Source organism: Sphingomonas rhizophila (assembly GCF_014396585.1).
In the GTDB taxonomy this organism is placed as follows: domain Bacteria; phylum Pseudomonadota; class Alphaproteobacteria; order Sphingomonadales; family Sphingomonadaceae; genus Sphingomicrobium; species Sphingomicrobium rhizophilum.
Window position 1 is genome coordinate 791,578 of record NZ_CP060717.1, and the last position, 21,985, is coordinate 813,562.

Genomic DNA, 21,985 nt, shown 5'->3' on the forward strand with positions numbered 1-21,985 from the left:
CGGTGGCGGTAGTGCGCTCAAGGGCTTCGGCGGGGAAGGGCGGCGGGCGGCTGGTCGTGATGACGGCCAATAGCGCCTGGAACATCGTCAACTTCCGGTCCGCCCTGGTCGCCGCGTTGATCGCCAATGGTTTCCGCGTGACCGTGCTTGCGCCGGACGAGCCGGCGACGCGGGCGACGATCGAGGGCCTCGGGGCGTCGTTCGAGCCGATCCCGCTGCAGAGCTCGGGCATGTCACCGCTGGCGGACCTTCGCCTGTTCCTGTCTTACCTGCGCCATTTCCGGCGACTGAAGCCGTTCGCCATGCTCGGCTACACGGTAAAGCCGAACATTTATGGCTCCCTGGCCGCTGGCCTTTGTGGCACCCGCGTCATCAACAACATCAGCGGATTGGGGACCGCCTTCCTCCAGGCAGGTACGCTCCAGAACCTTGTCTCCCGGCTCTACCGAGCGGCGCTTCGGCGGTCGCGGACCGTTGTCTTCCAGAACGGCGATGACCGCGCGTTGTTCGTCGAGCGGGGTCTGATCCGTGACGGGCAAACGGCACTGCTGCCGGGTTCTGGAATAGACCTCGACCATTTCGCGCCGCGACCGTCCCGAAAGGACGATGGCGACGTTCGCTTCCTGCTGATCGCGCGATTGCTGTGGGACAAGGGAGTGGGCGAATTTGTCGACGCCGCGCGGTCGCTGCGCGAACGGCATCCGAACGCGAAGTTCGAGTTGCTCGGCTTCCTGGGTGCCGACAACCGCAGCGCCGTCCCGAAGGCGGTTGTCGAATCGTGGGTCGCCGAGGGGCTTATCGATTATCTCGGGCAAACCGACGACGTCCGTGATGCGATCGCGCAGGCGGATTGCGTGGTCCTGCCGTCTTATCGGGAAGGGATGCCGCGCAGCCTGATCGAGGCAGCGGCGATGGGCAAGCCGGTGATCGCATCCGACGTCCCGGGCTGCCGCGATGCGGTGATCGCTGGCGAGACCGGACTGTTATGCGCTGCCAGATCGGCGGAGGATCTGGCCCGGGCGATGGATGAATTCCTCACCATGTGTCCGGACGATCGGGCGGAGATGGGCCGCTCAGCGCGAAAATGGGCGGAGCAGACGTTTGACCAACATCATGTCATCGATGCCTATCTTCACGCCTTGCGCGATTGATGCCATTCCGGCCCCAGGGACAGGAAGTTTTCGAAATGCTCGGCCGCCTATTCTCGCGAAGTTCGCAGTCCGCTCCATTCGTTCCGGAAGGCTATCGCGTCTATGCGGTCGGCGATGTCCACGGCCGCGATGACCTCCTCGCCGACCTGCTAAGCCAGATCGAACAGGATCATGGCGAACGAGGCCCGGCGCACCCCATCGTCGTCTTCCTCGGCGACCTTATCGACCGCGGTCCGCAGTCGGCGCAGGTGGTCGAACGGCTCCGCCGCTATGCCACCGAGGGTCTCGCCACGGTCTTCCTTGCCGGCAACCACGAGGAAGTGATGCTCCGCGTCCTTGCCGGACAAGCGGAAATCCTGGTCGACTGGCTGCGCTTCGGCGGCACGGAATGCCTGCAAAGCTATGGTGTCGACGTCGATCGGATCGTCCGCATGGCTCCCCAACAGGCGGTCCAGCATATCCTCGGCGTGATCCCCTCCGAACATCTCGAATTCCTTCGATCGATGGGCGATACTTTTCGCCTTGGCGACTATCTGTTCGTCCATGCCGGGATCCGCCCGGGCGTGCCGCTGTCCGGCCAGCGCCAATCCGACCTTCGCTGGATCAGGCACCCTTTCCTGACCGACCGGCGCGATCATGGCTTCTTCGTCGTCCACGGGCACACGATCGCCGAAGATATCGACGAATGCGTCAACCGGATCGGGATCGATACCGGCGCTTATTCTTCGGGTGTCCTCACCGCGATCGGCCTCGAAGGGCAGGAACGCTGGTTCCTGCAATGCCGTTCGGCGTCATGACGCCAAAATCGCCTAAGTCATGGCCACAACGGAACGACCTTGCTAATCAGCCACAAACTGCCCCAGTTTGAGGAGCGTTTCGGTGCGTAACTCATCAGTTCGGATCCACGCCTTCAAGGCCGTCCTCCCCATCATCGCGCTCGGCGCTGCGATGTCAGGGTGTGCCGACAAGCGCGGCGGACCGATCGCCTACGATGTCGGAAACTTTCGCCCGCCGGACGCGCCGACCGTGGTGGCGCTGGAACAGGGCTACAAGATCGCGCCGCTCGATACGGTGACGGTGAAAGTCTTCAAGATGGCGGACCTCACCGGCGACTATGAGGTCGACCTGGCCGGCAATATCTCCATGCCGTTGATCGGCGAGGTCAAGGCCATCGACATGACCACCGCGCAGCTCGACGATGTGCTGACCAAGCAGCTTGGCGACAAATACCTCGAACGTCCCGACGTCAGCGTTGGCATGAAGGCATCGACGCGCCGGAGCGTAACGATCGACGGCGCGGTGAAGTCCGCCGGTTCGTTCCCGGTCAACGGCCCGATGACCCTGATGCAGGCGCTGGCACTTGCCGGCGGGGCCAGCGAGGACGCGAACATCCACCGCGTCGCTATTTTCCGCACGATCGACGGACGGCGTCAGGCGGCGGCGTTCGATCTCGCCGATATCCGGCAGGGGAAATCGCCCGACCCGGCCATTTATGCCGGCGACATCGTCGTCATCGACGGGTCGCGGATCAAGGAACTGCAGAAGCGGATCATGAACAACCTGTCGATTCTGTCGGTTTTCCGGCCCTTCTGATGATCCGGCGTTCAGCCTGCGGAGCCGATGGCGCATGAATAATGAACTTGCGCGTCAAGGGGACGGTTATCGGCCCTATTCCTACCCGCTGGCGCATTTCACGCCGGGGAGCGAGCAGCGTCCCGCCGGCTCTACGCCGCAGCACGGCCTGGATTTTGCCGCGATCTTTCGCGTCATCAACGAATGGAAGTGGCTGGTCCTCGGCGTGCTTGCGGCGGGCATCGCGCTTGGTCTGCTTGCAAGCCTGCTGACGACCAAGATGTACCGGGCGTGGGTGACGCTGGAAGTGAATCCACCGACGGTGGAAATCCTCGATGAAAAGAGCCGCGAAGTCAGCACGCAGACGTCCTGGGACCTGATGGCGACGCAGGTCGGCCTGTTGTCGAGCAGGACGCTGGCGCAGCGCGTTGCGGAGGACCTTAACCTGGCCGCCGACCGCAATTTCGTCGGTGCCGACGGCGATGCATCGGCCCGGCTGGAACGCGCGACGTCACGTGTTGCCGGCGGCCTCAAGGTCGTCGCCCCCGAAGAAGGCCAGTTGATCCGCTTCAGCTACGTGTCGGACTCGCCGGAGATGGCGGCGAAAATCGCCAACGGCGTGGCTGACGGCTTCATCAAAAATGGTCTCGAACGCCGCTTCGAGGCGTCGGCCTACGCCCGTACGTTCCTTCAGCAGCAGATCGCCAAGACCCGCGCGCAGTTGGAGAAGTCGGAGCGTGACCTCGTCACCTACGCGCAGGCCGAAGGCATCATCAACACGTCCTCCGGCGCCCCCGGGACTCAGCCGACCGATGCCAATTCACTCCAGGGGGAATCGTTGGTCGCGCTCAACCAGGCGCTTGCCGAAGCGACGGCACGCCGGGTGATGGCCGAAGGAGCTTACCGCCAGGCCCAGCTTGCCGGAGGGTCTTCGGAAGCCAATGCCAGCACGCAGGCGCTTCGCCAGTCCAAGGCAACGCTCGAGGCGGAATATCAGGACAAGCGAACGCTGATGAAGCCGGAGCATCCCGACATGCTCAGCCTCCGCTCGCGAATCGACGAGCTTGACCGGCAGATCGCCAAGGAGCGGTCGACCACCGCCAGCGCACAGGCGACCACGCTGCTCGGCGCGTACCGGGCGGCGCAATCGGCGGAAAACAACCTTCGTGCCCAGGTCGCCGGCCTGAAGGGATCGGTGCTCAACCTGCGGGGCCGGAGCATCCGCTACAACATCCTGCAGCGCGAGGTGGACACCAATCGCGGCCTCTATGACGCGCTCTTGCAGCGCTACAAGGCGATCGGCGTGGGTGGCAGCGTCGGGACCTCGCCGGTGATGATCGTCGATCGCGCCGAGGTGCCGGGCGCGCCGTACAAGCCCAACGTGATGCTCAATCTCTTGCTGGGAACCGTCGGCGGCCTGGTTGCCGGCATCGCGCTTGCGTTCATGCTCGATGTGCTGAACGACACGATCAAGACGCGCGAGGACGTGCGCAACAAGCTTGGCCAGGCGTGCCTTGGCGTCATCCCCAAGGAACGCGGCAAGGAAGACCTGCTCGCCCAGCTGGAGGATCCGGCGTCGGCGGTTTCCGAAGCCTATTCTGCCGTGCTCGCCGCGCTGCGCTTCAGCGCCGAGACTGGGGCGCCCAAGGCGCTCCTCGTCACCAGCGCCAATCCCAACGAGGGCAAGTCGTCGTCCGCCCTGGCGCTTGCCCAAAGCTACGCGCGCCGCGGCGAAACGGTGCTGCTGATCGATGCCGACCTGCGGCGCCCGGCCTTCAAGGGCGTATCGACCAGCCACGGCGTCACCGACCTGCTGACCAGCAACGAGTCCATTTCCGCCCATGTCGTTCGCACTCAGCACAGCAACCTGTGGCTGCTGCCGTGCGGACCGATCGCGCCCAACCCGGCGGACCTGCTGTCGACCGGCCGTTTCGCGGAAATCCTTGAAGAAGCGAAGGAGCATTTCGACCGGGTCGTCATCGACAGTCCGCCGGCGCTTGGCATCGCGGACGCGACCTTCCTCGCCGCATTCGCCGGCCATGCCATGCTGGTCGTCGAATCCGGCCGCACCCGCACCAACCAAGCACGCGAAGCGGTCGAGCGGCTTCTTTCATCGGGCGTCCATCTCGTCGGCGTGACGCTGACCAAGTCTGCGGAAGGGGCCAGCCGCTACGGCTATGCGTCCTATCGCTACGGCCAGGTCGAGGATAAGCGGAAGGAGATCATCATGATTTCCGAACAGGCCGACGCCTGAGCGCCAATCGCCCCAAACCCGTCGTTCGGCGGCTGCTGGCCGTCGCCTTTGGCGTTGTCGCTGCATTCGGCGCAATCCGTGTCGCGGCAGTGGAATGGCCGACCAGGCACTCACCGATCAGCGCCGAGGCGATCTGGCCTTCGCATCCGGCTGTCCAGTCGAACCGGGCAATGGCGATGATCGGCGCAGCGGCGGCCCAGGGCAAGGCGCCGCCAGAAGCGGCCTTGACTCTTCTCGACCACGTCGCACGCTCGTCTCCCCTGGCGCCAGAACCTTACCTTGTTCGCGGCGCGACGCAGCAGGCGGCCGGCAATTTCGCCGCGGCCGAAGATGCCTTCGAGGCGGCCAGACTTCGCGACCCTCGAAACGGCGCTGCCCGCTTCTTCCTGGCGCAGCGTTACCTGTCGTCAGGACGTGCCGACCAGGGCATCGACGAACTCGCGGCCTTTTCCCGGGTCGTCCCGGAAGCCGGAGAGGCGGTCATTGGACTGCTGGGCGATTTCGCGCGACAGCCGGGCGCCGCCCGGCCGGTTGCGCGCTTCCTCCGGATGCGGCCCTCCTATGAAGCGGGCGTCATGGACCGCCTGCTTCCCGATCTCGCCAACACCGACGCAATGCTCGCCATTGCGCGCGCCATGCCACGCTCCAGCCCGCCGCCGCCGTGGCAGGGGTCGCTGGTGACCCGCCTGCTCGCAGCAGGCGATTATGCGCGGGCTCGATTGGCGTGGCGGCAGTTCACCGGCCGCGATGCCGGCACCTTCCTTTTCAATCCCGGGTTCGCGCCGCTCGACGCCCCGCCGCCCTTCAACTGGACGCTGGCGTCGAACGAGGCTGGGATGGTTGACGCCCGGCCGGAGGGCGGGATTGATTTCATCTTCTACGGCCGCAGCGAGAATGTGTTCGCCAGCCAGACACTTCTCCTGCCCCCTGGCCGCTACCGCCTGACCATCCCGGTTACCATCGAGAAGCAGGGTGGGGCGTCACGCTGGGACATCTTCTGCAATAACGTGCCGACTCCCATCCTGAACCTCCCGCTCGCGGTCGACACAGGCAGCGCCGCCAGCGCCACGTTCGTCGTGCCGAGAGATTGCCCAGTCCAGGCCCTTTCCCTGCGCGGCATCCCGGACGAAACGGGCGCGGGCTTTCGCGGGAAACTCGGACCGCTGAAGCTGGAAAAGGTGCCGTCATGAGCGGGCGCGTCCGAGAAGCGGTCGTCCCGCTTTTCCTGTTTGCCTGCCTCCTTCTGGGAGGAAGCGCGCAGGGCGTCGGCCAACTCCTTCTGCTCGAGTTCGGCGCGATCCTGTTGATCATTGCGGCGACGTGGTCGGGCGGAGCCGGCGCGGCGAAGACGGAAGCGCGACCGCTGCTCTGGCTGGGGTCCGCATTTCTCCTGCTGCTTGTTCTCCAGCAACTGCCACTCCCGCCGGCAATCTGGGGTGCGCTGCCAGGTCGAGGGTTCGTCGCGCAGGGCTATGCGCTGCTGGGCCAGGAATTGCCTTGGTTGCCGCTGTCACTGGCACCTTACGACGCATGGCCTGCGCTATTGCCGGTGCTCGTCCCGCTCGCAGTGTTGGTGGCGATGCGGCGAAAGTCGTGGGTGCGGCCATCGCTGCTGGTGGTTGCCCTGCTCCTGGCGACCTTGCTTGGCGCCATCCTCGGGGCGCTCCAGATCCAAAGCGGGTGGCAGCAATTCTACCTTTACCGTTACAGTGCCTACGGCCAGCCGACCGGTTTCTTTGCCAACAGCAACCACATGGGCACGTTGCTATTGGTCGCGATCCCGTTCGCCGTCGCCTTGGTGACCGAGCAATTGCACAAGCGGCGTAGCCGACGGTGGCGGTCTGCGTTGATCGCGTTCGGGATCTTGGCTGGCCTGGCCCTGCTCGGTGCGCTGGCGCTCAATCGCTCGCTTGCCGTCCTTCTGCTCAGCGCGCCGATCGTGCTGGCGTCGATTGCCATCGCTGCATCCGGCCGAGCGACATGGCGGAAACCGTTGCTGCTTCTGTCCATCGCACTTTTCGCTGCGATGCTGGTTGCCGGCTTCGTCCGCCATTCCGCCGGAGCGTCGAAGGAGTCGTCTTTCGCCACCCGCGAAGAAATCTGGACGAGCAGTCTCACGCTGGTGAAGGAATATGGCGTGACCGGTTCGGGCTTGGGCACCTATCCACGCTTGTATGCTCACGCCGAGGCGCCCGGGTCGGTCGACCTCACCTACGTCAATCATGCCCACAATGATTACCTCGAACTGCTGATCGAACTCGGGCTTCCGGGCGCGCTCCTTCTCGCCGCCTTCCTGCCGTGGTGGTCTCGCCAGGCACGACGCGCGTGGGCAGTTCAAGGCAATGATCCGTACGCTCAGGCAGCCTCGATTTCGTCTGCGGCGATCCTGCTCCACTCACTGGTCGATTTCCCGCTCCGGACCGCCGCCATCGCCGCGGTCTTCGCGATGTGCGTGATGCTTCTTGCGCGCCGGTCCAAGCCGCTGCTCGCCGAGCAGGAGGGGGACCTATGGCCGACGCGGCACCTGACGATCGATCAGCTGGGCGCTCGGTAGCGACGGTTGGCGGCCATCGATCGCCACTGACGGGCGGCTTCGGCCTGTTTGAAGCGAAAGCCTCGCCGAAGGAAGAACTGGCTCAGGTGGATCGGAAGCGTACCCAGCATTCGCTCGGTCGGCTCATCGACCGCGATCTGACGGAGCGCAATCGCGGCGAGCCAGCGAAGGGTGCGGTCACCCTCCAGCTCGACGGACAGGGGCCGCGGCAATGGAAGCCCGAGCAGGCGCTGGCCGAGCAACAGTGCAAGGCCGATACTCCGGCCGGCCCCAAGCTGCAGGGCCGATCGATAGAAGGGCTCGATCCTGTCCGGCCCGGCCCGAAGCAGGAGCGCCGTAATGTCTGCCAGCCATTTCAACCGAAACCAGGCGCTGGATGCGCCGTGGACGGCAAGATAGGCGATCAGGTCAGGACTGGCGATGGTGTCGAGGTGAACGCCAGGCGCGATCTCGACGGACTGACGCGGCGATCGCAGGCCGATGGTCGGGATGAGCAGCGGCTGGTCGGCGAGGCGGCCGTGAAGATCGACGGGAGGACGACCGTCATCGGCCACCCATACCGATTCCTTCCGAAGCGCATGCCAGGCCAGCAACTCGGATAGGCCGGGAGCGGAGGGTTCGGCCAGCCGGTAATCAAGCGATTCTAGAACCGTCGCGGCACCGTCGATGGATGAGGAAGCGACCAAGAGGTCGATGTCGATGGCGGATTTCAGGGCGATCTGCTCATAGGCCAACTGGCCAAGGGCCAGGCCTTTGACAAACAGGTGGTCGATGCCGGCAGCGCGCAGGGCATTGTCGATGGCGCGGCTGGCATCCACAGCCCGGAGGACCGCCACGGCATTGTCGCGGACCGCCCGTTCCAGGGTTGCTCCGATGTCCGGGGGAGCGATCACTCCCAGTGGGGCGAGGCCTGCGGCAAGCAGTGCTTCGACCCTGTGCCGACGAGCGATGATTAGAAGATCGTTCCACTCGTCATGTCCCAACGGCCGATGGTCGAGTGGCTGCGCGCCGATCACCGCGCGGCAGGCGGAAAGCAGCATCGCCATCGCGGGGTTGAACATGGCGGCCAGCGAGAGAATCCCTATAAGACGCGAGGTGCCACAGCGTAGCGGCACAATCGGGGCGTCCCCAAGCCCTAACGAAAGGTCGCCGGGTTCGTGTCGTTCGCCAACCGCCTCCGCATCGCCGCATCGTGGGAAGGCAAACGCCGCACCCTCGCGTTGGAAGCGGCAATGGAGCTGTTGCGCGCTTCGGCGCTGGTCCGCTTTGCACCTTTCCGCGTGTCGATTCGTTCGTCTGCCTCTTCGCTGGGCGAGAGGATGAATCGCGATCCTACCGGAGACGTCCGTTGGGCGATCGACCTTGCAAGCCGCAATCTTCCCTGGCGGATCGTCTGCTTCCAGCGCGGTCTGGCGGCGCAGGCGATGCTGCGGCGGCGCGGTATCGATGCGCGGCTCCATTATGGCGCCGGCCTGGCCCAAGGCGACTTGGCGGCGCACGTCTGGGTCACGGTCGGCGAGCGCATCGTCATCGGCGAGGACGAAGCCGCCGATCATCGGTGCATGGCGGTGTTCCCGTGAACGGGCAGGATGCGCGCTATGACTATCGGCTTTTCGGGCTCCGCATTCGAAGTGACCGCCGGCTACCCGAACTGGTCACCGCGGACGAATTGGGCAAACCCGACGTCATGGTGACCAGCATGGCGGCCCGCGGCGCGGTGTCTGAACAACCGCCGACCATCGAGCAGGGGGCCGTCGTTTTCGCGGTCGAAGGCGTTGCCCGCTACGCGATCGCGGGTGGGCAATCGGTTTCGATGGAGGTGGTGGAGGGAGCGGACGCGCGCGATGTCAGGATGTACCTTCTTGGCTCTGCGCTTGGTTTCCTGATGCAGCAACGCGGTGTCCTTCCGATCCACGCCAACGCCGTGGTTATCGACGGCCGTGCGGTGTTGTTCATGGGCGGCTCGGGCGAGGGAAAATCGACTCTCGCGTCGTGGTTTCACCAGTGTGGGATGGAAGTGCTGGCAGACGATGTCGCCGCAATCTCGTTCGACGCATGCGGGCGCCCGGTCGTCCACGCCGGCCTGGCGCGCTTGCGGTTGTGGGATGACGCGCTGGAGGCAACCGGCCGGACCGCGAGCGACTATCAGCGCTCCTTCGCCGGTGACGAGCAACGTACGAAGTACGACGTCCCTTTGGAGGGCGCTTCGACCGATCGGAGTTACCCGGTCGCGGCGATCTACGAACTCCGTGCAGGGGAGATGATCGAGGTCGAGCGCCTGCGCGGGTCAGCCGCATTCGAACGGCTGGTCGCAAACATCTATCGCGGGGCATTCCTCGCAAAGACCGACCCGACTTCGCGCTATTGGATTTCCTCCACAAGACTGGTCGAAGCGGTCCCTGTCTTCGCGGCCCACCGTCCCTGGAGTCTTGATCGGTTCGACGACAGCGCGGAGGCCATCCTCGCCCACGCGCGGTCTATTACCGCTTAAGGGCAGGGGTGACGGTAGTCGCCGCTTGCCATCATCGCTTCGAATTCGACGACATAGGCGGCGAGCGAAAGCGTGAGGGGGATCATTCGCCGGTATAGTGTCGTCACGCGGTTGCTTCCCCAGTCCCCGCTTGGCCAGTCGGCAATCGCCCGGCGCAGCTTCTGGAAATCGACCAACTCCCGAAGCGTGGGACTGGCCTCGAACTCATCGACCATGGCCAGAGCCTCGGCCGGGTCGAGATGCTCGTGCCAGTCCGCCGTCTGCTGGCCGCGATAGGGGTTATTCATCACCTCGCGAGGCAGCATGTCGGCCAGTACGCGCCGCATCATGGGCCGACCCACCCCGTCCTTGATCAACTGCTCGGGCGGAAGACGCAGGCTGAATTCGACGAGTTCCCGGTCGGCAGTGGGATCGCGTTCGTCGATGCCGAACACTGCCAGGCCACCGTGATGGTTCAGGCTGAAGTCCGACATCTGGATAAGGCGAAGGCGCTGCTCATGGGTCGATCCTGCAAAGAAAAAGCGATGTTCCCGCTGTTCGGCGTCGGCCCGCACCGCCTGCCATTTCGGCAACGCGAAGCTGATGGATTCGGTCGCGTCGGCTTGGCGGAAGAGCCGTTCGAATAACGACACGACGGGCGCGGGAAGGACAGACTTGAAACTGCTGAACAGGATCCCCCGCCAGCGAACGGTCGCAATCCTCCGTGCAGCCAGCGCCTGACGAAGCCACGAAAGCCAGCCGCGTACCTGCCGCCACTCGGCAAGAGATTGCAGCCCGCCATAATGGATCGACAGGTTGCCGAGCGACCCGGTCAGCATCGTTGTGACGTCGTCGGCTTTCGCCTGCGCATGAATCTGTTGCCACCAGGGTTGGTTGATGGCGTTGCGGTCCGGCTCCTGAACGATGCGGGCGTCCCGCCGCAGCATTGCAAGCGCGCCGCCGCTTGCCCGCACAATGCGGTGGGGGATCCCGAGATGATTTGCGGTCAGCGCTGCAAGTCCGGACTCGTCGGACAGGCGATGCCTTACGCTGTCCCCGTCATAATCCGCTCGTGGTGCTGAGGTGTAGGCGACTGGCCGGTCCTCGGGCCGGCCCTTGCTTGCGAAAGCCGCGACGCTGCTGCTATCGAAACCCGAGCTGAGGTGGACGCCCAGACGACCGCCGTGGCGCCGTGACATTGCGGTTACCGCCCTGCGCATGAGGGAGCGATAACGGTCGTCGGCCTCCGCATCGGTCAATGTCAGTAACGAGGTTTCCGGCATCCAATATCGATCGACCTCCAATTGCCCGTCGCGAATACAGGCGATCTCCCCGCCGAGAAGCGTCGATATTTCCCGGAACGGCGTCCGCCGGGTGACCGCCGCGAAGCCCATCGCCTGTGTCGCAAGCCGTTCGAGGTCGAATTTCGGCTCGACCAGGCCGCTGGCCAGAATTGCACCCGGCATGGTCGCAAACACCAGCGTGTCCCCAACAAGCGCAAAGTGCATGGCGCGCCGCGACGCCGGGTCCCGCGCCAACCAGCTCGTTCCGGTCGATCGATCGTGGACTGCGAACGCGAAATCGCCGCGAATCCGCTGGAGGCAGCCTTCGGACCACTTGGCCCAACACAATAGCAGGAGATCGGAGTCCGCGAGCCGGGACTGTCCCGCTTCCAGTTCCGCAGCCAATTCGGATCGATTGTCGAGGCGGACATCTCCGACCAGCATTAGGTCGCCGATGATCACCGGTTGGCGATCGTGATCATCCTCGGGAAGTTTGATGGAAAGCGTGCGGCCGAACAGGGCCGATCCGATCCGCGCGGTAGCGCGTGGGCCGCCTCGATGACCGGGCATCGCACCCAGCATGGCGGCAATCGAATGATCGGTTGGCGTCGTCGGGCCTTGAAAAACGATACCCGCGATCGATGTCATTCAGGCCCTCGCGCCGCCGGCGAGGGAAGTCAGGAACGCGGAGTCTTGGCGTTGTCGGTCCCGCCGCCCTTGCCACTTTCCGCCGAGCCGGCGGCAATCCGCTTTACTTCGGGTTTCACCCACTGCTTCTTGCCCATCGTCAGGACTCCACTCGATTGCCGGCGGGCGCTGCCTGCCTGGTTAACGCAACCAGCCCCATGTCGACGAACTGGTCAAGCAAGGATTTCAATTCGGCGGCACATCGTTCCGGATCGACCTCATATTGCTCGGCTAGCCTGGCGCGGAGCTGCGAGGCGGACTGCGGCTGTTCCAGCATTTTCCAGACATCGGTCGCGACGCTGTTGAACCCGAAACACATGCCGTCATCGACATTCAATGCGACCAGTTCATCGCCGATGTCGGCTTCCAGTATGTCGCCCCGACGTTGGTATATTGTCCCTTCCATCGGGCACGTCCTGCCATAGTTTCGATCAGTGCGCCAATGGCCGCGTCGGTGGACAGTCGATAGCCTCGATGACATATCGGCGCCGGCCAGCCGAAAGCGGGGACTGCGTTGATTCCTTACTGGACCCTGTTTGCGCTGTTCGCGGTAGGCGCGATCCGCCAGGCCCCGATGGAGCTGCAGTTTCGCCGGCCCGGGCTCGGTTTGAAGCTGGCGCTGCTCGCGGTCGCGCTGCTGATCGGGTTGCGGTACCGCGTCGGCGGCGACTGGCGCTCCTACGTGGACTTTCTCACCAAGGTGGAATTCCGGCCACTAGGGGACGTCGTCGCCCTGAGTGACCCCGGTTACTCGGTAATCAATTGGCTGGTGGCCTCCGCAGGCCTGGAAATCTGGGCCGTCAACCTTCTCTGCGGACTAATCTTTGTCTGGGGGATGTGGCGGCTGGTTCGGTTGCAGCCGGAACCGTGGCTGTGCGTCCTGGTTGCGGTTCCATACATCATCATTGTCGTCGCCATGGGCTACACGCGCCAGGCCGTCGCGCTAGGCCTGCTGATGGCCGCGCTCGCGTCATTCCAGCAAAAGCGGATCGGCCAGTTCGCGCTGCTCGTCGTGATCGCGGTAACCTTCCACCGCTCGGCGATTGTCGTGTTGCCGATCGGCCTGTTGTCGATCACCCGCAACCGCATCCTGATCGGTGTCATGCTGCTCGCGCTTGCAGCGTCCCTGTACAGCGTGTTCGTCGCGTCGGAAGTGGACCGGCTCGTCCGCAATTACGTCACCAATCCATACGCCTCGCAGGGTGCCGCCATCCGCGTCGGAATGAGCCTTCCGCCAGCGCTCTTGTTTCTCGTTTTCAGGGACCGCTTCGGTTTCGACCGCGACGCGCGCAAGCTGTGGACCAACCTCGCGATCACGTCGATCCTGACGGCGTTCGTACTCGCATTGACCTCTGCGTCGACGGCCGTTGATCGGCTTGCCCTCTACCTGCTGCCCTTGCAGATGGTGATGCTGTGCCGATTGCCACTCGCCTTCGCGAAGGGTGATCGGGACGCGCAACTCATTCGGGCCGGCGTCGTGATCTATCTGGCCTCGGTGCAGTTCGTGTGGCTCAACTACGCGGCTTACGCCCATTATTGGGTGCCGTACCAATTCTATCCGTTGTTCTAGCGCGCCTGCTCGCCGAGCCACCCCTGGAACATCAATACAGACCATAATGCGGGTGTGAGGTCGCGGCGCCCTGACTGGTGCAAGGCCCAGGCCCGGGCCACTCGCTTTTCATCGAAATGCCCTGAGCGCCGAAGTGAGTCCGGGCTGATCAAATCCTCGGCCCAGGGCTTGAGCGGTCCGCGCAGCCATTGACCGACCGGAATCGCAAAACCCGCTTTCGGCCGGTCGAACAGTTCTGACGGCAAATGCCGGGCGACCAGTTTGCGGAGAAGCGACTTGCCTTCGCCGCCGCGGATTTTCATGGCGAGGGGCAGGCGGGCAGCGAAGGCCGACACGCGGTGGTCGAGGAAGGGTACGCGCGTTTCCAGGCTGACGGCCATCGCCGCTCGGTCGACCTTGCACAAGATGTCGTCCGGCAAATAACTCAGCGCGTCGGTCGCCATGAGCTGCTGTTCGACACTGACGTGCGGGGGCAGGGGATCTGCCCGAACGAGCTGTCGCAATTTGCAGCGGGATTGCCGATTCCCGACCATTGATCGAGGAAGCCCGCCATCAGGCCGTCCAGGTCACGGGCACCTGCCAATGATGCGAACATGCCTTGTACGCGACTGCCGAGGTGCGGCGCGCGTTCGCTTCGCGAGGCAAGGTCGATGAGGCCCTGCCAAGCCGTCGACGGGATGGTTGCGGCGACGCTTCCCACTGCCGTCCGAACAGGAGCGGGCAGGCGGCGCGCGTATCGCCAAAGCCTGGCGACAGTCAGGTAGCGGTTGTAGCCCCCGAACAATTCGTCGCCGCCATCTCCCGAGAGGGCGACCTTGACGTGTTGCCGGGCGAGCTTGCTGACGAGGAACGTCGGGATTTGCGAGGAGTCGGCAAAGGGTTCGTCATAGATGGTCGGCAGGTCGGGTATGACCGCAAGCGCTTCATCCGCATCGACATAATGCTCGGTGTGTTCGGTGCCCAGATGGGCGGCCACCCGCCGCGCGAAGTCGGCCTCGTCGAAACCGGCTTCGGCGAAACCAAGCGTGAAGCTTCGCACCCGGCCCGGCGCGATTGCCTGGTAGAGCGCGGTCACGGTCGAGGAGTCGATGCCGCCGGACAGGAAAGAACCGACCGACACGTCCGCCACCGATTGGCCGCCGATCGATTGCCGGAGCACGGCGTCGAGACCTTCCAGCGCCTCCGCCTCGTCCTCGATCGGATCGCGAAGTCCTTCGACGATCTGGTCGCGATAGGACCAGTAACGCTTCACCGTCACGCCTGGACCTGGCGCGGTTTCGGTCGGAGCGGCGTGGCAAGGGTGCTCGTTGGCGCGGCGGGTGGCTGTAAGGACGTGCCCGGGGGCAGTTTGAAAATGCCCTCGTGGATCGACATGGGCGCCGGAATGTAGCCGCGGGCGCAAAGCGCGTGGATCGCCGGACGATTCAGCGAATTGTCGAAACCTGCGTGGACGCGAACGGCCTTCAATTCCGATGCGAAGACAAAATCCGTCCCGACCCAGCCGTAATAGAGGGGCTTCTCGCCAAAGCGGTCGCGGACGAGCCTGACCGTGCGCTCGCGCGCGTCCCACAGGGCAAAGGCGAACATCCCGATCAGCTTGTCGAGCGTCCCTTCGATCCCCCACCGCGCAATCGCCTCGACCAGTGTTTCGGTATCGCTGTGGCCACGCCATTCGATCCCGCCTGACCGGTCGAGCTCGGCTCGGACAGCCCCATGATTGTAGATCTCGCCGTTGTAGCAGAGCGTGAAACGCCCGTCGGCGCTCACCATCGGCTGGTGTCCTGCGGCCGACAGGTCGACAATCGCCAGTCGGCGGTGGACGAAAGCCACCGGATTTTCGCTGTCCGCCCAGATGCCGTGATCGCCCGGACCGCGATGGGCAATGCTGATACCCATTCGCCGTAATAATGCGGTGTCGCGGCTCGACGGCCCGATGATGCCTGCGATGCCGCACATGACCGGTCAGTCGGCTCCCCGCCACCGTTCCGGACCTACGACCTGTTCGTAGCTGCCCTGGTCGGCGATGCGCCCATCAACCAGCCGGTAAATGCGGTCGCAATTGGCGACGGTCGAAAGGCGATGCGCAATAAGGATGATCGTCAGGTCACTCGACAGGCCCGCGACCGCGTCCATCACTGCCGCCTCGGTCTCGTCATCAAGGGCGCTGGTTGCCTCGTCGAGCACCAGCAGGCTGGCGCGCTTGTAAAGCGCGCGGGCGATGCCGATGCGTTGCCGCTGTCCGCCGGAAAGGCGAATGCCCCGCTCCCCACAAGCGTTTCCAGTCCGTCGGGAAGTGTGTTCACGAAATCGCCTAGTCCAGCCTTCCGGGCCGCATCCCGGACGCGATCTTGATCGACGTCCTCGTCCGCAAGTCCGAATGCGATGTTCGACGCAATGCTGTTGTCGGTGAGGAATATCGCCTGTGGAACATGGGCGATCTGAGCCTGCCAGCGGGCGAGGTTTTCCCAGCCGATCGTCTCACCGTCGATCGCCAATCGACCGCGTTCGGGCTGAAGCAGGCCCATGATGAGGTCGACTGTCGTGCTCTTGCCGCTGCCCGTCTTGCCGATCAGTCCGATCCGCTCGCCCTTGCGGATGACGAGGTCGATGTCGCTCAGGGCGTTCTGCCCGCGGCCATATCCGAACGTCACGCCTTCCAGCGCAATCGACCGTTCGAAAGGCTCGACAACCGCTCCGGGTTGCAGCCGGACGGTCGGATCGATCGGCGTGTCGAGCAGGCTGACGACCCGGTGCAGGCTTTCGTTGTGAAGCGACGTGCCGGACCACCCCTGGTACACCGCCTGGATCATCGGCAGCAATCGCTGCGCGCCCAGCGCCAGCGCACCGAGAACGGGAATGGCGGCGATCACTCCGCCCTCCCGCGTGCCGTACCAGACGGCGAATAATGCCACCATGATGATGACCCCGCCTTCGACCACCAGCCGCGGCGCCGCCTGCAGCACGTTGGCTGTGACCATGAGGCGCTGCTGCTGGTCTTCCAGCCGGCGCATTCGTTCTTCGAAGATGGGCTGTGACTGGTCGAGCAGGATGTCGCGCATCCCGCCAAGCGTTTCCTGCATCGTGCGGATCCGACCGTCCCAGATCTCGCCGATCCCGACCGACACGCGATTGACTGTCCCGCGGATGACGAGGCTGATGCCGATGTAGATCAGGCCGATGAAGCCAGCCGCCACCAGGGCACTCGCCGGGTCGACTGCAATGAGGAAGGCAATGACGACGATTGCCATCACGGCCGAGGTGATCGCGGTAAGCATCGGCAGGATGATCCCCACTGTCACCATGTGAACCTGGCTGAAGGCCGCGATCAGCGCGCTACTGTTTTGCTTGAGGTACCAGCCGTATGGTTGACGAAGAACCCGGCCAAAAATCCGCATCACGAGTTCGTTCTGGAGGCCGAAGGCAAATTGCTGGGTCACCCAGGACAAAAGCAGGCGAATGGCCGTCGCGCAGGCCGCGGCGACCGCCAGCGCCAGCGCGGCGGCGGCAATCGGACTGACATTGAGCGCCCGCGACACGTCGCCGAGCATCTCGCCGACATAAGGCAGCCGGCCGATCGATTCTGGAGCGGCGGCAATCGCCAGAACCGGCAGGACAGCGCCGATGGTGACCAGTTCAGCAGCGGCGCCCAACAAGCTCAGGATGAGGGTGAGTGCGAGCAACGATCTCGTTCGTCCGCTTGCCCCGACTAATAGGCGGCGCAGTCCGGAAGCCGCCGAGCGCGGCCCTGTGTAGGCGGAAGCGGGAGAATTCGTCACTGCAATTAACTAGACGGACGTCTGCGCGCCGCCAAGGCGACGGCGGCCGCGCTGACGTCGTCGGCGTAGAGTGGCGCATCCGCCCAGCGTGCAATGGCGGCGGACCGAATCGCGGCGTAGGCTTTCGGGTCGGCAAGCAGGGCCATCACGCGATCGGTGGCGGCCGCCGGGTCATTCGGATCGATGAGGACACCCGACACGCCCGGCATGACATAGCGGCCCATTTCGCCGGCCGGCGTAACGACCGGGACCAGTCCCAACTGCATCGCTTCGACGCACGACATCGCCATGCCTTCCATGTCGCTTGGCAGCAGGAAGAAACTGGCGCCACGGGCGATACTGGGAAGGTCGGATCGGGCGACAGGGCCATGGAAGCGAATCCGATGGCCGAGCGGAGAGGCTTTGGCGACGAGCGACTCCCTCTCGCCATCGTCAGGCCCGTAAATGTCGAACTCGGCATCGATTCCACGTTCGACCAGTTGGGCAATCAGGTCGATTGCCCGGTCTACCCGCTTCTGCCGGCTGAGCCGCGACCACAGGACAAAGCGGGGGACCGGCGGGATCGCCGGGACGGGCGGCAATCGATCGCTGACGAAACTGATCGTCCTGCTGGTGCCGCGAAAGGAAGGCGAAAGCCTCGCCCCGAGCGTCGCTTCGCTGTCGGCCCAGACCTCGTCGGCGGCGGCCACGGCGGCGGCGGCGGCGGTGGCTTCGACCCGATGAAACGTCCGTTCGTTATTGAGGGTGTAGACGAGGCGAATCGCCGGACGCAGCCGCTTCAGGGCAAGCATCACCGGGACCGTGCGCCACAGCGAGAATATCGCGACGTCGGGCGGGTGGCGAAGGACTTGCCGAAGGACGCGGGCGTGGGCCAGCGGATTGCTGGCCGATCGAAACGGCGATGAGAGAATGTTGGACGCAGACCCGCCGATGGGCCCGCCCGCAAGAAACACGAGCCGAAAGTCGCACCCTCGTGGCGGCTTGGCCGCCATCGACCGCGCGGCGATTTCGACGCCGCCCATCCCGTCGTGGGGAATGAGGTGAAGCAGCCTGACCATCAGGATCGGTCGACCCCGAGCATTTCGAAGTGACGCGCGATCACCCTGTCGGCGGTGAAAGGTCGGACGGCCTCGGCCAAGGTTGCCGCCGGGATGGGATGGTCGATCGCCTGGACGATCGCGTCTGCCATTGCCCGCGCATCCCCAACCGGCACGAGAATGCCGTATCTGCCATCCTGAAGGAGCTCGCGAGGGCCGGTTTCGCAATCGGTGGAAACCGGGGTCGCGCCGCACATCATCGCTTCGACGAGGACATTGGGCATTCCCTCGACCGTGGATGACAGGGCGAACACATCTGCCTTCACGAAATATTTGAGCGGATTATAGGTGAATCCGGCGAGCTTGATCCGGTCGGTGAGGCCGAACTGTTCGATCTGAGCCTGCAGGTCGGCGTAAAGGGGGCCTTCACCAAGGATGATCAATCGGGCGTCGCGCCCGTCCTTCGCGACCAGCGCCATCGCCTCGACCAGCGTGCCGAAGTCCTTCCAGGGTTGCAGGCTGCCAGCAGCGAGCACCATCGGCACGGCTTTTTCAATCAACCAGGGCTCGTCGACGGCTTCGGCCATCCGTTCCCGCGATTCCCGGTCGTCGACGATGTTGTAGACATGGGTGTGTGGCGGATTGCGGAAGACCCGCCGGTATTGCCCCACCATGTCCTTCGACACGCACGTCAGCGCGTCGGCCCGCCACGACAGCGTGCGCATGACCTGTTTCAGAATCCAGCGCTTCGAAAGCGGCGGCCCGCGATAGGTGTCGAACGGAGTGACCCGGCATGAACCGCTGATTTTGGCTTTCGAGCCGGTGATGGCCGCCGCCGCGAGGACAAGGGCGTTCAGATGATCCTCGGCGCTGAAAACGACATCGGGTCGTTCGCGCCGCAGGTACGTGCACAACGGCATGAACATGCCGGCGGTGCGGTGCTTGCCGAGGATGCGGATGTCGATACCGGGAATGGCCGGCGGCTGGAGATGCGGATCGATGCGGCCGATCATCAGCGTCACATCATGTCCCGCCTCCGCCAGCGCACGGGCGAACCGCGTTTGGGCAAGCGCAACGCCAGAGATCATGTATCGCGGGGTGACGACCAGGATTTTCTGGCGCGCGTGACCGGCGATATGCTGCTCGTCGGCCATCCCGGTCATTGCCTCCCCATCGCATGGGCCAGCCGATCGGTCAGCCGGCGAAGGGAATGATGTCGCTCGAATTGCTTGCGAAGCGCGGAATCGAACGCCGGGGCGGTTGGCGGAAGGGCGCGAATGGCTGCGATAAATTCGTCGGCCGTTTCGCAAATCGTGCCGGCTTCCGGAACGGCGTTGTCGTAACCGGAAAAGGCTTCGCCGCTGCCGATGACTTTCTTGCCGAACATCAGCGCCTCGGCGACCTTGGTCTTCATGCCGGAGCCGCCGAAAATCGGGGCGACCACCGCACGCGCCTCGACATAATAAGGGGCAAGGGCGGCGGCCGGACCGATAACCTGCACATTCCTGACCGCCTCGAGCTCGGGGCGCAGCTCATCCATGCCGTGCCCGACGACGACCGTCTTCCGATCGATGGCGGGTGCGACGTGGCGGGCGAACCAGCGGATGCCCGCCTTGTTCGCGTAGAAATCACCGCCGACGAACAGGAGAGGCGCATCCGCGCTCACGACTTGATCGGATGGCGGCACTGAACCGAGGCGATCGTCGACCGAAATCGGCACGATGTCCGTGCCACCGATGCCGTACGTTTCGTGGAGGGCCTTTGACTCGCGGTTGCTGAGCACCAATCGCTGGTCGCTGAATCGCGCCGCAGCCGCTTCCGCCGACCGCACGGCGAGAAGCGTGGCCAGCGCGCGCGGGGAGCGAGATTGTCTGAAGGCGTCGGCAAAAAACCGAGCCTCCACATTGTGGAAGAAGGTAGAGACACGAACGTGCGGAGCGGCGCGTTTGACGGCTCGCGCCAAGATGCCGAGATTGGATCCGTTGAAATAGACCGTGCCGATGTCACCTTCGGCAACGCGCCCAACAGCGCGCCTTCTGCAGTCGTGGTCGCGCCGTCAATCCGCCCGCCGAGCATCGCCGGAAGACGGGTCAGCGTCGGCGGGGTCCTCGCGGGGAGCTCGAACAGCTCGAAATCTTCCGCGAAAATGGACGCAAGTGCGCGCCGGTGCAGGTCGGAAAGCTGCGCGCGGCCGCCCAGGGGCGGGTCGCCAACCGGCGGCGTGACGAACAGAAGGCGACGCATCGTGCCCTTCCTAGAGCGGCGTCCTTGCTTGCGCCACTCCTTGCCGGTCGCCTAGGAACCGGCCGATGATCGCCGCCGCCGCCCGGAAATTCGGCACTTTTCGCCGCCAGTTGAGCGCGCAGGGGCCGCTGCGCCTCGCCCGCATCAAGTTCGACGAGGCGGTGACTTGGATGTTGGCCAAACGCTTCGGGTTTCCGCCGAAATGGCACAATCCGACCAGTGCCAGACCGTACCGGCTGCTGGTCGCGGAGATGATCAATCGCCGTGATCCGCGGGTGGTGGTAGAAGTCGGCTGCGGACTCGGCGCGATCCTGGCGCGACTGAAGGCACCGCATCGCATTGGCTACGACACCGATGCGGGCGCCTTGCGCGCCGCACGGCTGCTGCGGTCGGGCGGCATCGAATTCAAGCAAGGTTCGCTGGCCGAGGTCGGCGAACCCGCAATGGATATCCTGGTACTGGTGAACTGGATTCACGACGTGTCGCCGGCCGACCTGCGGGAAGGGATCATGCCGCTGATCGCCCGCACGAGGTTTCTGATGGTCGACGCCATCGACCCGGGCAGCGATGGCTATCGCTTTTCTCATGACTTCGCGTTTCTTTCGTCCGGCGCGCGGGAAATCGAGCGCAGGCGGGTCGAGGGGGAAAAGCGCGACTTTATCCTGTTCGAGGTTGGTCGATGAGCGCGCGGTACCTGCTTCGTCTCGATGACGCGTGCCCGACGATGAAGCGGGACGGCTGGCAGCGGCTCGAGGATCTTTTCGACGAGCTTCGGATCAAGCCCATTGTCGCGGTCGTCCCCGATAACCAGGATCCGGCGCTTCATTACGACGATGCCGACCCGGGCTTCTGGGACAGGGTCCGCCAATGGCGCAACAAGGGTTGGACGATCGCCCAGCATGGCTATCGACATATCTTGAAGCCAACGCGGGCGTCGCAGTACCTGCCGATCAATCCGGGATCGGAGTTCGCCGGCCTCCCGCTTGCCGAGCAGCAGGAGAAGATCGCGAAAGGCTGGGCACTCCTCGCGAGCGAGGGAGTCGAGCCCACGGTATGGGTCGCGCCGGCCCATTCGTTCGACCGGACGACGCTTTGGGCAATCGAGCGGTCGACACCCATCCGAATCGTCTCCGATGGCTTGGCGCGAAATCCGTTCGCCGCCGACGGCTTTCGCTGGATACCGCAAACGTTGTGGTCGCTGACCCCGAAAGACGATGGTGTGTGGACGGTCTGCCTTCACCCCAGCACGATGGGGGACGATGAATTTGCACGGCTCGCTGGGGCACTTCGTGGCCCTATCGCGGGAAGCTGACATCAGTCGACGAACTGGATCTAAGTGATCGACCGAAGACGGCCGGCGACTGGCTGGAGACGGCAGATTTCTGGC

The 21,985-nt window shown here is 64.5% G+C and carries 22 protein-coding genes; 11 read left to right on the top strand and 11 right to left on the bottom strand.

What is annotated here, in order from left to right:
* Positions 1-2: 2 nt before the first annotated feature.
* The 6 genes from H9L12_RS03855 to H9L12_RS03880 all read left to right on the top strand — a co-directional run bounded on the left by H9L12_RS03855 (position 3) and on the right by H9L12_RS03880 (position 7,531).
* On the top strand, positions 3-1,151 hold the full coding sequence (locus H9L12_RS03855) for a glycosyltransferase family 4 protein (protein ID WP_246450579.1): 1,149 nt from the start codon (positions 3-5) through the stop codon (positions 1,149-1,151).
* Between the two features lie 35 nt (positions 1,152-1,186).
* On the top strand, positions 1,187-1,948 hold the full coding sequence (locus H9L12_RS03860; protein ID WP_187542689.1) for a metallophosphoesterase: 762 nt from the start codon (positions 1,187-1,189) through the stop codon (positions 1,946-1,948).
* Between the two features lie 82 nt (positions 1,949-2,030).
* Positions 2,031-2,744, top strand: a complete 714-nt coding sequence (locus H9L12_RS03865; protein ID WP_187542690.1) for a polysaccharide biosynthesis/export family protein — start codon at positions 2,031-2,033, stop codon at positions 2,742-2,744.
* A gap of 34 nt (positions 2,745-2,778) precedes the next feature.
* Positions 2,779-4,977, top strand: a complete 2,199-nt coding sequence (locus H9L12_RS03870) for a GumC family protein (protein WP_187542691.1) — start codon at positions 2,779-2,781, stop codon at positions 4,975-4,977.
* Positions 4,978-5,147: 170 nt separating this feature from the next.
* Positions 5,148-6,167 (top strand): tetratricopeptide repeat protein, encoded by a 1,020-nt coding sequence (locus H9L12_RS03875; RefSeq protein WP_187542692.1) that lies wholly within the window; start codon positions 5,148-5,150, stop codon positions 6,165-6,167.
* Positions 6,164-7,531, top strand: coding sequence for an O-antigen ligase family protein (locus H9L12_RS03880; protein WP_187542693.1), 1,368 nt, complete (start codon positions 6,164-6,166; stop codon positions 7,529-7,531). The genes H9L12_RS03875 and H9L12_RS03880 overlap by 4 nt, the downstream gene beginning before the upstream one ends.
* Here H9L12_RS03880 and H9L12_RS03885 read toward each other — a convergent pair.
* Entirely contained in the window at positions 7,513-8,592 is a 1,080-nt protein-coding gene (locus H9L12_RS03885; protein ID WP_187542694.1) for a nucleotidyltransferase family protein, read from the bottom strand. The genes H9L12_RS03880 and H9L12_RS03885 overlap by 19 nt on opposite strands.
* A 96-nt stretch (positions 8,593-8,688) precedes the next feature.
* On the opposite strand from H9L12_RS03885, the gene H9L12_RS03890 reads away from it, so the two are divergent.
* Together H9L12_RS03890 and H9L12_RS03895 are read left to right on the top strand one after the other, a co-directional pair.
* A complete protein-coding gene (locus H9L12_RS03890; RefSeq protein ID WP_187542695.1) occupies positions 8,689-9,111 on the top strand; it encodes a lasso peptide biosynthesis B2 protein in 423 nt (140 codons plus the stop codon).
* On the top strand, positions 9,108-10,022 hold the full coding sequence (locus H9L12_RS03895; protein WP_187542696.1) for a hypothetical protein: 915 nt from the start codon (positions 9,108-9,110) through the stop codon (positions 10,020-10,022). The genes H9L12_RS03890 and H9L12_RS03895 overlap by 4 nt, the downstream gene beginning before the upstream one ends.
* Here the strand turns inward: H9L12_RS03895 and H9L12_RS03900 are convergent.
* Positions 10,019-11,932 carry an asparagine synthetase B family protein gene (locus H9L12_RS03900; RefSeq protein ID WP_187542697.1) on the bottom strand — a complete coding sequence of 638 codons (1,914 nt, stop codon included), beginning with the start codon at positions 11,930-11,932 and terminating at the stop codon, positions 10,019-10,021. The two genes, H9L12_RS03895 and H9L12_RS03900, sit on opposite strands and share 4 nt — an antisense overlap.
* A gap of 139 nt (positions 11,933-12,071) precedes the next feature.
* The gene (locus H9L12_RS03905; protein WP_187542698.1) at positions 12,072-12,377 is read right to left on the bottom strand and encodes a PqqD family protein; all 306 of its coding nucleotides are present in this window, start codon (positions 12,375-12,377) and stop codon (positions 12,072-12,074) included.
* A gap of 108 nt (positions 12,378-12,485) precedes the next feature.
* On the opposite strand from H9L12_RS03905, the gene H9L12_RS03910 reads away from it, so the two are divergent.
* A complete protein-coding gene (locus H9L12_RS03910) occupies positions 12,486-13,541 on the top strand; it encodes an EpsG family protein (RefSeq protein WP_187542699.1) in 1,056 nt (351 codons plus the stop codon).
* Here H9L12_RS03910 and H9L12_RS13895 read toward each other — a convergent pair.
* From H9L12_RS13895 to H9L12_RS03940, 8 genes are all read right to left on the bottom strand, one after another.
* Complete coding sequence (locus H9L12_RS13895) at positions 13,538-14,074, bottom strand: asparagine synthase-related protein (protein ID WP_343060480.1); 537 nt, start codon at positions 14,072-14,074, stop codon at positions 13,538-13,540. The two genes, H9L12_RS03910 and H9L12_RS13895, sit on opposite strands and share 4 nt — an antisense overlap.
* A complete protein-coding gene (locus tag H9L12_RS13900; RefSeq protein WP_281399805.1) occupies positions 13,966-14,793 on the bottom strand; it encodes an asparagine synthetase B family protein in 828 nt (275 codons plus the stop codon). The genes H9L12_RS13895 and H9L12_RS13900 overlap by 109 nt, the downstream gene beginning before the upstream one ends.
* A gap of 2 nt (positions 14,794-14,795) precedes the next feature.
* Positions 14,796-15,497 (bottom strand): asparagine synthetase B family protein, encoded by a 702-nt coding sequence (locus H9L12_RS13405; protein ID WP_246450582.1) that lies wholly within the window; start codon positions 15,495-15,497, stop codon positions 14,796-14,798.
* Between the two features lie 6 nt (positions 15,498-15,503).
* Entirely contained in the window at positions 15,504-15,767 is a 264-nt protein-coding gene (locus tag H9L12_RS14380) for a hypothetical protein (protein ID WP_425506813.1), read from the bottom strand.
* Positions 15,674-17,221, bottom strand: coding sequence for an ATP-binding cassette domain-containing protein (locus H9L12_RS03925; protein WP_187542701.1), 1,548 nt, complete (start codon positions 17,219-17,221; stop codon positions 15,674-15,676). Before H9L12_RS03925 ends, H9L12_RS14380 begins: the two co-directional genes overlap by 94 nt.
* Positions 17,222-17,322: 101 nt before the next feature.
* On the bottom strand, positions 17,323-18,375 hold the full coding sequence (locus H9L12_RS03930; RefSeq protein WP_187542702.1) for a glycosyltransferase family 4 protein: 1,053 nt from the start codon (positions 18,373-18,375) through the stop codon (positions 17,323-17,325).
* Positions 18,375-19,517: a glycosyltransferase gene (locus tag H9L12_RS03935; RefSeq protein WP_187542703.1), complete on the bottom strand. Its 1,143-nt coding sequence runs from the start codon at positions 19,515-19,517 to the stop codon at positions 18,375-18,377. The genes H9L12_RS03930 and H9L12_RS03935 overlap by 1 nt, the downstream gene beginning before the upstream one ends.
* The gene (locus tag H9L12_RS03940) at positions 19,514-20,317 is read right to left on the bottom strand and encodes a glycosyltransferase (RefSeq protein ID WP_187542704.1); all 804 of its coding nucleotides are present in this window, start codon (positions 20,315-20,317) and stop codon (positions 19,514-19,516) included. The genes H9L12_RS03935 and H9L12_RS03940 overlap by 4 nt, the downstream gene beginning before the upstream one ends.
* A gap of 346 nt (positions 20,318-20,663) precedes the next feature.
* Between H9L12_RS03940 and H9L12_RS03945 the strand changes: the two genes are divergently transcribed.
* Both H9L12_RS03945 and H9L12_RS03950 read left to right on the top strand, forming a co-directional pair.
* A complete protein-coding gene (locus tag H9L12_RS03945; RefSeq protein WP_187542705.1) occupies positions 20,664-21,281 on the top strand; it encodes a class I SAM-dependent methyltransferase in 618 nt (205 codons plus the stop codon).
* Positions 21,278-21,910: a DUF2334 domain-containing protein gene (locus H9L12_RS03950; RefSeq protein WP_187542706.1), complete on the top strand. Its 633-nt coding sequence runs from the start codon at positions 21,278-21,280 to the stop codon at positions 21,908-21,910. The genes H9L12_RS03945 and H9L12_RS03950 overlap by 4 nt, the downstream gene beginning before the upstream one ends.
* Positions 21,911-21,985: the final 75 nt, after the last annotated feature.